The 12450-nt window shown below is 44.3% G+C and carries 9 protein-coding genes and 1 riboswitch; of the genes, 6 read left to right on the plus strand and 3 right to left on the minus strand.

Going from position 1 to position 12450, the window contains the following annotated elements; genetic code table 11:
- Positions 1-255 precede the first annotated feature (255 nt).
- Together JEZ96_RS02730 and JEZ96_RS02735 are read left to right on the plus strand one after the other, a co-directional pair.
- Positions 256-603: a BON domain-containing protein gene (locus JEZ96_RS02730; RefSeq protein WP_014609828.1), complete on the plus strand. Its 348-nt coding sequence runs from the start codon at positions 256-258 to the stop codon at positions 601-603.
- A gap of 821 nt (positions 604-1424) precedes the next feature.
- Positions 1425-2918, plus strand: coding sequence for an anti-phage dCTP deaminase (locus tag JEZ96_RS02735; protein WP_011790744.1), 1494 nt, complete (start codon positions 1425-1427; stop codon positions 2916-2918).
- 673 nt (positions 2919-3591) lie between these two features.
- Here JEZ96_RS02735 and JEZ96_RS02740 read toward each other — a convergent pair.
- The gene (locus JEZ96_RS02740) at positions 3592-4632 is read right to left on the minus strand and encodes a class 1 fructose-bisphosphatase (RefSeq protein WP_128090182.1); all 1041 of its coding nucleotides are present in this window, start codon (positions 4630-4632) and stop codon (positions 3592-3594) included.
- Positions 4633-4936: 304 nt separating this feature from the next.
- Here JEZ96_RS02740 and JEZ96_RS02745 point away from each other — a divergent pair, with 304 nt between their 5' ends.
- A complete protein-coding gene (locus tag JEZ96_RS02745; protein WP_025008359.1) occupies positions 4937-7219 on the plus strand; it encodes a S9 family peptidase in 2283 nt (760 codons plus the stop codon).
- A 64-nt stretch (positions 7220-7283) separates the two neighbouring features.
- On the opposite strand, the gene arcA is transcribed toward JEZ96_RS02745, so the two are convergent.
- A complete protein-coding gene (arcA, locus tag JEZ96_RS02750; protein WP_007644695.1) occupies positions 7284-8000 on the minus strand; it encodes a two-component system response regulator ArcA in 717 nt (238 codons plus the stop codon).
- A gap of 583 nt (positions 8001-8583) precedes the next feature.
- Here arcA and JEZ96_RS02755 point away from each other — a divergent pair.
- Positions 8584-9018, plus strand: a complete 435-nt coding sequence (locus tag JEZ96_RS02755; protein ID WP_011918659.1) for a DUF3293 domain-containing protein — start codon at positions 8584-8586, stop codon at positions 9016-9018.
- Between the two features lie 98 nt (positions 9019-9116).
- A riboswitch (Lysine riboswitch) is annotated at positions 9117-9291 on the plus strand.
- A gap of 150 nt (positions 9292-9441) precedes the next feature.
- Positions 9442-10797 (plus strand): lysine-sensitive aspartokinase 3, encoded by a 1356-nt coding sequence (gene lysC / locus JEZ96_RS02760; RefSeq protein ID WP_025008358.1) that lies wholly within the window; start codon positions 9442-9444, stop codon positions 10795-10797.
- Positions 10798-10876: 79 nt separating this feature from the next.
- On the opposite strand, the gene JEZ96_RS02765 is transcribed toward lysC, so the two are convergent.
- Positions 10877-11842, minus strand: coding sequence for a zinc transporter ZntB (locus JEZ96_RS02765; protein ID WP_025008357.1), 966 nt, complete (start codon positions 11840-11842; stop codon positions 10877-10879).
- A 191-nt stretch (positions 11843-12033) separates the two neighbouring features.
- Here JEZ96_RS02765 and JEZ96_RS02770 point away from each other — a divergent pair, with 191 nt between their 5' ends.
- Positions 12034-12408, plus strand: a complete 375-nt coding sequence (locus tag JEZ96_RS02770; protein WP_011918661.1) for a YacL family protein — start codon at positions 12034-12036, stop codon at positions 12406-12408.
- Positions 12409-12450 lie beyond the last annotated feature (42 nt).

The raw sequence follows: 12450 nt of genomic DNA on the forward strand, positions 1-12450 counted from the left end.
ATACAGTAGAAGTCAATCGAATCATTTAAGCTAAAACAATAGCATAATGCACTTTCGGTTCGCCATTATACAATAGCAGAGGGGATGAAATGCCATCTATTATGGAGCTCTCATTTGTCGCACGACTACGCTGTACTTACCGCTTACTTAATGTCACCCCATAACTTGGTATGTCTGTCAGCGCACAGAGCCAGAGCTATCGTTATTGCATTATGGTTATTACCCTGCACTTTTTGCAGTGTGAAGGAGCTTATAATGCAAACACTAAAACTTACGTTCGTAACTGCTGGTATAGTGCTAGCTGGTAGTCTGTTGCTTAGCGGCTGTGACCGTGGAGATGTTAATGCTCAAAGCGGTTCACCGGATTTAACCGTGACAACCGAGGATGGCACTGGTGATGATGTAAAAATAACCACAGCAGTTAATACCGCGCTGATGGCCGATGCGCAGTTAAAAGATTTTGATATTCAGATAGAAACTCGCAAGGGCGATGTCATGCTCTCCGGTAAGGTAGACACCCAAGCTCAAAAAGACCAGGCTAAACTGGTTACTGCAGCAACCTCAGGTGTGCATTCAGTAAACAATCAACTGAAAGTAAAGTAAACAATGTCAGTAAAGCTGCAGGTTTAATTCGCTGAATAGAAAGGCGACAAACCGGATAGGTAGATCTTTCTGATCTAAATCCACCACTAATGCCACGCAATACCAATCCCCGCCGACCTTGCAGCGGGGCGTTGGCCCTCTTGATTTATAAAATGTGTAAGCCCAGCCATGGTCACTCACGCAGGCCTTGCGGCTGCTGTGGCAGATTTGTGCTTTGGAGTTTGTACCTGTCGTGACTTTCTTTGCGCCACATTTCGCACTTGCTCTTGCTACGTAGCTTTTGGCTTTGTGGCCTTACGGCCGAGGTGAATCAAGGTCGTGGGGCTTCACCCCACACCCGATAATAGTGCTGGTTTGTTTGGTGTTGAATTGGCAAGGTTATCGCTGTGAGTATGTTAGCAATTGCGGCCTTACGTCCGAGGTAAGTCAAAGTCGTGGGGCTTCACCCCACACCCGACCAAGGAGGACTGCTCGTCCTATCCTCCTTGGATGCTCCTTGACGCCCCTAACGGAGTTGAAAGCCCTTTGGGCATTAAGCGTCCTTATGCTATCGCGTCAGACGCTCGTCCCTGATTCGACTGACGCTATCTCGGCATCCATGCCTCGCTCACGCAACGAACGCAAATGCCCTGCGGCAACTCCGAGGGGAGGTGAACTTCTGTGATCTCGGTGTTGGCCGTTAATCCCAAAAGAGTTATGCCTGTGCCATCTTTCGATGCCAACAACACAATCAATTTACTCTTGCTCGACTTTGTCGTAAGTTTGTTAAAATAGTGTTTTTTTATGTGTCTACTCGGTTATTGAAGGACTTAATTCTTAATATGGATACTTATGCACCTGACAGTGAGGTCATTATTGGACTTGTTACACCAGTTGGTGTGAATTATGACGATATAAGTTCTCGTTTTGAAACATTTTTAACTCGGTACAGATACAAGCTAAATTGGCTTCACCTTAGTAAATTGATGGCAGAACTGATTGAGAATGGTGAGGTTGGCTTCGTTTCAGAAGATGAACGACTTCAAAATGCTATGGCTTTAGGTAATCGTTTACGGAAAGACTATAAAAGAGACGACATTATGGCTCTTGTGGCCATTAATTCGATTCTTTCAAAGCGTGAAAGAGAGGCTGATAGAAGTAAACCTCTTTTTCGGACTGCCCATATTATTCGTTCTTTAAAGCATCCTGATGAAGTGGAAACTCTACGGACTGTTTACGGGAAAGGCTTTGTCTTAATAGGCATAACTGCCGATGAAGAGAGCCGTATAAAATATCTTATGGAACAAAAAGGAATTGAAACTAGAGAAAAAGCTCAGGAGCTCATAGAGCGTGACGATAGAGAAAATGATTTATCAACTGAATATGGCGAGCACGGACAGTCAACTCGCGATGTATTCCAACTTTCAGACTTCTTTTTAACTATTGATACTGTAGAGGAGTTCGATGAGCAGCTACAGCGGATTCTTAGTATTTTATTTGCTAAACCTGTTGTATCACCGAATCTAGATGAATATGCAATGTTTCTTGCGTATGCAGCTTCTCTACGTTCTGCAGATTTATCTCGACAAGTAGGTGCTGTAGTTGTGGGAGTCTCTGGTGATATTATTTCAACAGGGGCTAATGATGTCCCTCAAAAAGGGGGCGGACTCTATTGGCCTGGGATTAATGATCAGCGAGATTATGTCAAAGGATGCGATACAAATGAGCAGGAAAAAAAGGCTATTAGTTTAAAAATTTTAAAAGAATTTGATGCTTATAATAATACTGTTTCCGAAGATGAAAATTATAAAATCGCGAAAAAACGCTTAAAGCAGACAGGTATACTGGATATCACAGAGTATGGTCGCGCTGTGCATGCTGAAATGGAAGCGTTGATGTCTGCTGCACGTACGGGGATCTCAGTTTTGGGAGCCACGCTATACACAACCACTTTCCCATGCCACAATTGCGCCAAGCATATTGTTGCTGCAGGCGTTGGTAAAGTTGTGTTTATTGAGCCCTATCCAAAGAGTTTTGCAACAAAGTTGCATAGTGACTCAATAAAAGTTGATAGGTTCAATGGTGACGAAACGAAAGTGCACTTTTATCCGTTTGCAGGGGTTGGACCAAGAAAATTTATTGACCTATTCTCAATGAAGTTAGGTAATGGAAGGAAGCTTATTCGCAAATCTGCGGGTCATCTTGCTGACTGGAAAAGAGAAACAGCAGAACTAAGAATCCCTTTAGTTCCATTATCATACTTAGAGAGTGAATTTATTCTTGATGCAGAGCTTCAAGATATTTTACAAGAACATAAGGACAAGCAAAATGATTAAAAGTAACTCTGCTCAAGTAGTTAGAGGCTTACCTTTATGGATGCAAAACTATCGTCTTACATCAAATTCTCCTCAGAAAAATGTAAATAGTTTGCCCTCTTCCACAGAGAGCTCAAAAAGTCGAAAAAGTTAAGTAGGTATACATTTTTATTTAATTTTAAGAATAATTGGCTTTCTCAACCTAAGTTCATACAATTGTGCAGATGATACTCATTCCCTGCGAAGTTGCCGTGGGGCGTTGGAATAAATTGCGTGAGTCCGGTCATGGATGAAAGATCGGACAGACACAATTCTTTCTGAATTTACAGCCCATACAGTAGCGACAGGTGTTCACCCTCCCCTCGGAGTTGCTGCAGGGCGAATAGACAAATTGCGTGAGTCTTGCCATGGATGGCAAGCTAGCTTTCGCAGGTGCAGGGATGCATCCTTCGGAAGCGGTAGCAAATTTGGCAATGAGCACAAGGGGTTTTCAACTCCGTTGGGGCGTCTTGGAGCATCCAAGGAGGATAGGACGAGCAGTCCTCCTTGGTCGGGTGTGGGGTGAAGCCCCACGACGTTAAACTTTCTCGGCCATAAGGCCGCATTTAAAAATGAATGTTGCATTCAGCGACAACAAAAAAGCCACTATAATCAGTGGCTTTTATCATAAAAATCAGAATATAAGCGATTCGGCTTAGTCTAAACCAGGTTCTTCGCTGTAGTCTAAACCAGGTTCTTCGCTGTAGTCTAAACCAGGTTCTTCGCTGTAGTCTAAACCATGGTAGCTCAAACAAGCGTCAACTTCGTTGGCGCTGCCTAGGATAACCGCTACACGTTGGTGAATTTGAGTTGGTTGAATATCCAAAATGGTTTCATAACCCGTTGAGGCTTTACCGCCTGCTTGTTCGACTAAGAATGCCATTGGGTTGGCTTCGTACATCAAGCGCAGTTTGTGCGGTTTTTTCGGATCTTTATTATCTGTTGGGTAAGTGAAAATACCGCCACGGGATAACACGCGGTGTACATCGCCGACCATGGCGGCAATCCAGCGCATGTTGAAGGATTTTTCGCGTGGGCCAATTTTGCCTAACAGTAAGTCGGCGATATAGGTTTGCATTGGCGCTTCCCAAAAACGCTGGTTTGACATGTTAATGGCAAATTCGGCGGTGTATGGGCTAATGCTCATGGCGGCATTCGTCAGTAAAAACTCATTGGTTTCTGGGTGCAAAGTAAAGAGTTGCACGCCTTGGCCTGTGGTTAATGCCAGCATGGTCGATGGACCATAAAGTACATAACCTGCGGCTAACTGATTGCGGCCAGATTGTAAAAAGCTAGTTTCAGTTAACTCGCCAGCAGAGGCGGGCAGGATAGAGAAAATCGTGCCGACTAGCGAGTTGATATCGATGTTCGATGAGCCATCTAAGGGATCGAAACACACCAGATATTGACCATTGGTGCTCACTTCCACCACATGATCTTCTTCTTCTGATGCTAAGCCGCGCACTGTTCCGTCGGCTTTGAGCGCATCTTTAAGCATATCGTTGGTGATGATATCCAGTTTTTTCTGTGTTTCACCTTGGACGTTTTCTTGCTCGGTCGCACCTAACACGCCTGCGAGCGCACCGTGGCGTACGGCATGGCTAATGGCTTTTGAGGTGTCGGCTAAGGTCAAAATCAGTTGCGAGAGAGAGTCGTTCACTGCCTGTGAGGTTAAGTGCTGGGCAAGAGTCTGCATGTTAGGTCCTTTAGGGGTTCAACAATGAGGTCAATTTGGTTATTTGCCGCGAATGATAACTCAGTTAGTCGACAATTTCAGCGATGTTACTGTGGGTTTTAATGAATTTAGAGCGTTGCGGTTATCTGTTAATGCGAAACTGTGTTTATCATCTTGATGATTTGGCTGAGTTGTGGGTGTTTTGTTCGCCAGTTAATTTGTATCTGTATATTGCCCGCGCTTTTTATTTAGGCTTTGCCTCTGGCACAATGGCGGCAGTTTTTTAATCGCCGTCTTAAGGCGAATATGCTTCCAAGGAATAATAATGACTAAAAATGGGTTAGCTTCCTCCCTACGCGCCGTGAAATTGGGCGCCTCATCCCTATTAATAGCGAGTCAAATGGTTATGGTTTCAATATCGCCGAGTTATGCCCTCGAAGGCGGCAAACTGCCCCTCACCATTGAGCGGATGAATGCTTCGCCCGCATTAGCGGGCACCAGTCCCCGAGGTTTAAAATTATCTCCCGATGGTCAGCACGTGACTTATCTTGCAGGGCGTAAGGATAACCAAAACTTTTACGATCTGTGGCAAATGGATGTTAAAACAGGAAAATCTAGCTTGTTGCTGAGCGCCGATAAGCTGGCGAGCAATGAGTTATCCGATGAAGAAAAGGCACGCCGCGAGCGCCAACGTATTTATGGCGAAGGCATTATGGAATATTTCTGGGCTGACGATAGCAAGGCGCTATTGATCCCTGCCTCGGGCAATTTGTATTACTTCTCCTTGGTCGATAATCGTGTGAGTCAACTTTCGATTGGTGAAGGTTTTGCTACCGATGCCCGCTTATCACCTAAGGGCAATTTTGTGTCTTTTGTGCGGGATCAAAATTTGTATGTGCTCGATCTTGCAACTAAAAAGCTTGAGGCCATGACCACTGACGGTGGTGGGGCGATTAAAAATGCCATGGCAGAATTTGTGGCTCAAGAAGAAATGGATCGCATGACGGGCTACTGGTGGGCACCCGATGAATCGGCTATCGCTTTTACGCGAATAGATGAATCTGGCGTTGAGTTAGTCACCCGTAATGAAATCTATGCCGATGGCATTAAACTCACCGAACAGCGCTATCCCTATGCGGGCAAAAACAACGTCGACATTGCATTAGGTGTGGTCACGCTAAAAGATAAGGCTATCAATTGGGTGACCTTAAATGATGATAAGAGCAAAGACATTTACCTGCCGCGGGTTAATTGGTTGCCCGACAGTAGACATTTATCGTTTCAGTGGCAGAGCCGCGATCAACATAAGCTTGATTTGCAGTTAGTGGCATTAGATGCGCTGACCAAGCCGAAAACGTTAGTCAAAGAGCGAAGCGAGGCATGGGTTAATCTTAACAATGACTTGCACTTTTTAAAGCAGCAATCGGCTTTTATTTGGGCCTCGGAGCGCGATGGCTTTAATCATCTGTACCTTTTTGACTTAAAAGGCAAACTTAAGACGCAATTGACTAAAGGTGAGTGGGCTGTCGATAAGCTGGAATATGTCGATGAAACCGCAGGTTGGGTGTATTTCACTGGCCGTAAAGATACGCCAATCGAGAAACAACTGTATCGCGTGCCGTTAGCGGGCGGCAAGATTGAACGAGTGAGTACAGCGGCGGGTATGCATGAGCCTGTATTTGCCGACAATCAAAGCGTGTATCTGGATTATTTCAATAGCTTATCTCAGCCACCGCAGATTAGTTTACACGGTGACAAGGGCCAGCATTTAGCGTGGGTTGAGCAAAACCAAGTCAAAGCGGGTCATCCTTTATATGACTATGTGGGACTTTGGCAACTGCCTGAGTTTAAAGAGCTTAAAGCCGAAGATGGCCAAATCTTGCAAACACGCCTATTTAAACCGGTTCCCTTCTATGCGGGTAAAAAGTACCCCGTGGTTGTGCGGGTTTATGGTGGCCCACATGCGCAATTAGTGACCAATAGCTGGAGTGAGCAGGATTACTTTACCCAGTACTTAGTTCAGCAAGGTTATGTGGTATTTCAACTGGATAACCGCGGTAGTGCCCACAGAGGCACCAAGTTCGAGCAAGTGATTTACCGTCATTTGGGCGAAGCTGAAGTCAATGATCAAAAAGTGGGAGTGGACTATTTACGGAGTCTGCCCTTTGTCGATGCCGATAATGTGGCGATTTACGGCCACAGCTACGGCGGTTATATGGCTTTAATGAGTCTATTTAAGGCGCCGGATTACTTTAAAGCCGCGATTTCGGGTGCACCTGTAACCGACTGGCGTTTATATGATACCCATTACACTGAGCGTTACTTAGATCATCCTGAGAATAATGAAACGGGATATGAAGCCAGTAGCGTATTCCCCTATGTGAAAAACTATCAATCGGGACTCTTGATGTACCACGGCATGGCTGATGATAACGTCTTGTTTGAAAACAGCACTCGCGTCTATAAGGCATTGCAGGATGAAGGTAAATTATTTCAGATGATCGATTATCCGGGATCTAAACACTCAATGCGTGGCGAAAAAGTGCGTAATCACTTATATCGCTCGCTGGCGGATTTCCTCGATAGACAGTTAAAAAGCGGAAAGTAGCATGCATAAAAAAACCAGATCCTATGATCTGGTTTTTTATGGCGTTTAAACGGTAAGTCGCAGATTAGTCTTCTAAATTACCGCAAAAACGATAGCCTTCACCGTGAATGGTTGCGATGATTTCTGGCGTATCTGGTAAGCTTTCGAAATGCTTACGGATACGACGGATAGTCACGTCAACAGTACGGTCATGTGGCTTTAACTCACGGCCAGTCATCTTCATCAGCAGATCAGCACGAGTTAAGATTTTGCCTGGGTTTTCAACAAAGTGCAGCATAGCGCGGAATTCGCTACGTGGCAGTTTGTAAGATTCACCCTGTGGGCTTACGAGAGAACGGCTGTTGATCTCTAAGCTCCAATCGTTGAAACGGTAGTATTCGACAGAGCTCTTTTCTTCGACTTCATTGCCAGCGCTATTAACACGAGTCAGAAGGTTACGAGCACGAATCGTCAATTCACGTGGGTTGAACGGCTTGGTAATATAATCGTCCGCGCCAATTTCAAGTCCAAGGATTTTGTCGACTTCGTTATCACGACCTGTCAGGAAGATTAGGCCGATGTTGTTGATTTCACGCAGTTCACGTGCCAACAACAGACCATTTTTACCTGGTAGGTTAATGTCCATCACCACCAAGTTAATTTTGTTTTCTTGCATAGCCTTATGCATTTCTGCGCCATCATTGGCCTCAGTTACCACATACCCTTCTGCCTCGAAAATACTTCTCAGCGTGTTACGGGTAACGGCTTCATCTTCAACGATCAGAATGTGCGGATTTTGCATGTTATTTACCTAAATTTTAATCAATTCTATTCTAACCATAAGTGCCTCTTACATCGGGCTCTTATATTCATAAAAATGTTGATACTTCCTTGAACTGCTGTGCTTCTAAAGGAAAGATCTTCACTGCGACATATCAGGATGTATATAAAGTGCACGTTTAAAGTGTAATACGATAAAACGTAACAAGTATCAACTTCGATAAGCAATAGTTAGAAATAGTTCCTTAACTATTGTTTTTTTTAATGTTTAAATGATAAATCAAATGTAGAACACATTTTAAACAGATGTCTAGCCGACGTTGTTATCCCCAAAGAACAACATAACAAACAGTATTAAACACTAGGCAATCTTAAGCCGTTGTTCAACTAGGCCAGTGATGTCATTGTACTCGTTTTAGGCATTTGTTAACAAATGAAATGTTAACAAATTTCAAGCTAAGGGCGATATTTACCATGATATTTACTTTACTTATTGATTAGTATAACTAATGTATTTTTAATTCTTGTGAGCCAGTTCACGCCTCTTTGGATTTTACAATCACTCTGCTACACTAACTCGGGTTCATTTTTCGACTAGACTACCAATGGACAATACAACTCAAGACCTGTGGCAGTGTTACCAAACACCATTATTTTTGCTGACTCAAGCATTATCCTGTGATTTTCCCTTTGCCGTAATTACCGCCCATAATCCTGCTTCAAAACGTTTTTCTCCCAGCAAGAACCGCTTACTCGATAGACAACTTCTCCGCGATATTGAATCACTTAGCAGTCCTTATAGGGCATTAGTCGGTGCAGCTCCTGATTTATCCTATATGGAAAAAAGCTGGGCTGTGTTTATCGATAGAACCATGGCGCTACAATTAGGCAAGAAATTTAATCAATATGCCATTTACATGGTTGAGCAGGGTTGTGTGAGTTTAGTGCCTTGCACATTAGCGGGATACGATGAAGTTTGTTTAGGTAAATTTAGTGATTATGTGCAATTAGTGTATGAGTTGCCTGATTTGAACACTTAATCTCACACTTAGTCTCAGTTAATTTGTTTATTTGATATGAAATTAGCATTGACTTCATTAGGGGTTTATTGCTACTTTTTTCGTCCCTTTCCGTGGAAAGGAACAGAAGAGGAGCGTTAACTAGGTAGTCGGTCTGAGGAGCACAAACTCCAACGATGACAGATGAGGGAGATTAACGCCGAGGCATAGATATGGTTGCTGCGTGTTTATGTCGGTCGTTCAGGCTGAATCCTGACGATTGTCACCTGTAATTGGTGGAGAGCTTCTGGTGACGATTGCTGTTTCCCTTCTATTGGGGTGCGTTATCATTGAGCACCAGGCTCTTCGAACGTCGTTAGTTCGGAGTGTGATCATGTTAGTTAATCAATATCTTATTCAATCTGTTGTCGTCGCTTATCCTGCGTATTTTGCGGAGGTGAGCTAATGTCCCTTGTTGTCGCAAAATTTGGTGGAACTTCCGTTGCTGACTATGGTGCGATGAATCGCTGTGCCGATATAGTGTTAGCAAATCCTGATTGCCGTTTAGTTGTGGTCAGTGCCTCGAGCGGTGTGACGAATTTATTGGTTGAATTAACGCAAGAAGCGATAACCGATGATGCGCGTCTACAACGATTAAAACAAATTGCCCAAATTCAATATGCTATCTTAGATAAACTCGGTCGCCCTAACGATGTGGCCGCTGCATTAGATAAATTATTGAGTCGGATGGCGCTACTCAGTGAAGCTTTAGTTTCCGTTCGCAGCAAAGCGACCATAGATGAGTTGCTATCGCTGGGAGAGCAATGTTCTTCTGCCTTATTTTCAGCGGTATTGCGTGAAAAAGGGGCAAACTCCAGTGCTTTTGATGTACGTAAAGTACTGCGTACTGATAGCCACTTTGGCCGTGCCGAACCTCAGGTTGAACAGATTGCAACCCTATCGCACGACTATTTACAACCGCTACTTGTAGAGCAAGTCATTGTGACCCAAGGTTTTATCGGCGCCGATGAAGCGGGGCAAACAACAACGCTTGGCCGCGGTGGTAGCGATTATTCGGCAGCTTTGTTAGCCGAGGCTCTGCGTGCATCGGCGGTGGAGATTTGGACCGATGTCGCAGGCATTTATACGACCGATCCACGCCTTGCGCCAAATGCCCATCCTATTGCCGAGATCAGTTTTAATGAAGCCGCTGAAATGGCGACCTTTGGCGCCAAAGTATTACATCCTGCCACTATTCTTCCAGCCGTTCGTCAGCAAATTCAAGTATTTGTTGGCTCGAGTAAAGAACCCGAGAAAGGCGGGACTTGGATCCGTCATCAAGTGGAAGATGCGCCAGTGTTCCGCGCTGTGGCACTGCGACGCGATCAAACTCTGTTAAATCTTCACAGCTTGCAAATGCTACATGCCCAAGGCTTTTTAGCGGAAACCTTTGCAACGCTTGCAAGGCATAAGATCAGTGTGGACTTAATCACCACTTCGGAAGTGAACGTATCACTAACCCTCGATAAAACGGGCTCAGACTCGAGTGGTCAAGGCTTGTTGAGTGAGGCACTGCTGCAAGAATTATCACAACATTGCCGAGTGCGTGTTGAAGACGGTTTAGCTTTAGTGGCAATTATTGGTAACCGTATTGCGACCACGCCGGGCATTTGTCGCCGTGTGTTTGAAGTGCTAGAACCCCACAATGTGCGCATGATCTGCCAAGGTGCGAGTCCACATAATTTATGCGTGTTAGTGGCAGAATCGGAAGCGGCTCAGGTGGTAAAAGCATTACATGAAAATTTATTCGAAGCTGCTTGATCTGTAGCCAAGGCTTAAAGTGATTTTGCAAACATAAAAACGCCAATCTAAAGGGATTGGCGTTTTTATTTTGCGATGATTATAGCCATTTAAATCGGTAAAAAAGTGCCATTTGCAGAGCAACAAGGGATACCAATATGCCGCAGAAGGTGGCAAAGGCCCAAGTGTCTTCTGCCCCAGGAATACCACCAATATTGACTCCCAACAAACCCGTTAAAAAGCCTAGCGGTAAGAAGATTGCCGATACTAATGATAGGAAATATAAGCGTTTATTGAGTTGTTCTGATTGCTGACTGAGCAATTCTTCTTGAGTCACATTCGCCCTATCGCGCAGGGCATCGAGATCTTCAATGGTACGGATTAGTTTATCGTTGATTTCCCTTAGTTTAAGCCGTTCTGGATCGTTAAGTAGGGTAAATTGATCGGAGAGCATTTTAGTGAATGCTTCTCTTTGTGGCGCTAAATAGCGGCGAATTGCGACCGTTTGACGGCGTAACTCGGCGATATCGGTACGCAGATCCTTCACATTGCCTGAAACGACTTGTTCTTCTAATTCAGAAAGTTGTTCTTCTAATTTATCGATAAACTCGACCTTTCGATTGGTGAGTCTCTCACAGATTGCGACAATAAAATCCCCCGTAGTCGTCGGCCCTACACCTTCTTTGATAAGTTCTGCCACATCTTTTACCGATTGTAATTCACGGTCGCAGGTTGAAATAATCCTTTGCTTATCGGCGTAGATGCGTATGGCAACCATATCCTCTGGGGCTGAATTGGGGTTTAAGTTTACGCCACGCAGTGCTAACAGTACTCCCTCTCCAGCCAGTACGGCTCTTGGTCGGGTATCCTGTGCGAGTAGCGCATCGGTTTCTACTTTATTGAGGCCACTATTGATGACCCAATGACGCGCCTTCTTGTGGCGATAACGCAGATGTAGCCAGAGTAGGCCATCCTTTGGATCCCAAGCATCAAGTTGTTCAGGGCTTAAGCTTGAGCCTGCTTGGGCGCCGCTAAGCACTAAACTATAGATAAATCCATCATGCATATGTTTTCCAATTACTTTCTCAATCATTTATTCAAGCTAACTGATTTTGTTCTAAAAATGAAGTCTGTCGCTCGCAATGCTAATCAAGGGATATTTGAATAAGTTCAAGGCAGCTACGCTGTTACTCAAGCAACTTGTCCCATGTTAAGTTAAAATTAGCCTTAAGTGAGTTAGTGCAAAGAGAACCTAAAATGGAATATGAATTTCGGCGTAACAGTTTAACGGGCACTTTTTTAGCCACCTTTAGCATGGATCATGAAGTGCTTGGGCAGTGGTTTTCTGAAGAATTAGGGCCAGAGTTAGCCAAAATTCAGCAAGTGTTAGACAGCGTCACAGAGATCCTCGCGGGTAAACGCGAATCATGGCAGCTTATTGGCAGTGACTTAACCTTAGAAATAGATCGAGAGCAAGCCAGAGTGTACGCCAATGTATTGGGATTTGATGAGGAGTATGAATTAGAAGATGCGATGTCACTCTATGATGCTGAATCTGAAGCCTATTGCGGTTTAGAGGATTTTGAACAAGCACTGTTAAGCTGGCAAGAATTTGTGCAAAAGGGCATTTAAGCATCACTGATGCCATATGAATGTGTATTCTTTTGGCTAGTA

The organism is Shewanella putrefaciens (assembly GCF_016406325.1).
Classification (GTDB): Bacteria; Pseudomonadota; Gammaproteobacteria; order Enterobacterales; family Shewanellaceae; genus Shewanella; species Shewanella putrefaciens.

Bases quoted from the DNA above. Each gene is read 5' to 3' on its own strand.
- arcA (WP_007644695.1), bottom strand. From the start codon at position 8,000: ATGCAAAATCCGCACATTCTGATCGTTGAAGATGAAGCCGTTACCCGT.
- JEZ96_RS02730 (WP_014609828.1), top strand. From the start codon at position 256: ATGCAAACACTAAAACTTACGTTCGTAACTGCTGGTATAGTGCTAGCT.
- JEZ96_RS02755 (WP_011918659.1), top strand. From the start codon at position 8,584: ATGGACAATACAACTCAAGACCTGTGGCAGTGTTACCAAACACCATTA.
- JEZ96_RS02740 (WP_128090182.1), bottom strand. From the start codon at position 4,632: ATGCAGACTCTTGCCCAGCACTTAACCTCACAGGCAGTGAACGACTCT.
- JEZ96_RS02735 (WP_011790744.1), top strand. From the start codon at position 1,425: ATGGATACTTATGCACCTGACAGTGAGGTCATTATTGGACTTGTTACA.
- lysC (WP_025008358.1), top strand. From the start codon at position 9,442: ATGTCCCTTGTTGTCGCAAAATTTGGTGGAACTTCCGTTGCTGACTAT.
- JEZ96_RS02770 (WP_011918661.1), top strand. From the start codon at position 12,034: ATGGAATATGAATTTCGGCGTAACAGTTTAACGGGCACTTTTTTAGCC.
- JEZ96_RS02765 (WP_025008357.1), bottom strand. From the start codon at position 11,842: ATGCATGATGGATTTATCTATAGTTTAGTGCTTAGCGGCGCCCAAGCA.
- JEZ96_RS02745 (WP_025008359.1), top strand. From the start codon at position 4,937: ATGACTAAAAATGGGTTAGCTTCCTCCCTACGCGCCGTGAAATTGGGC.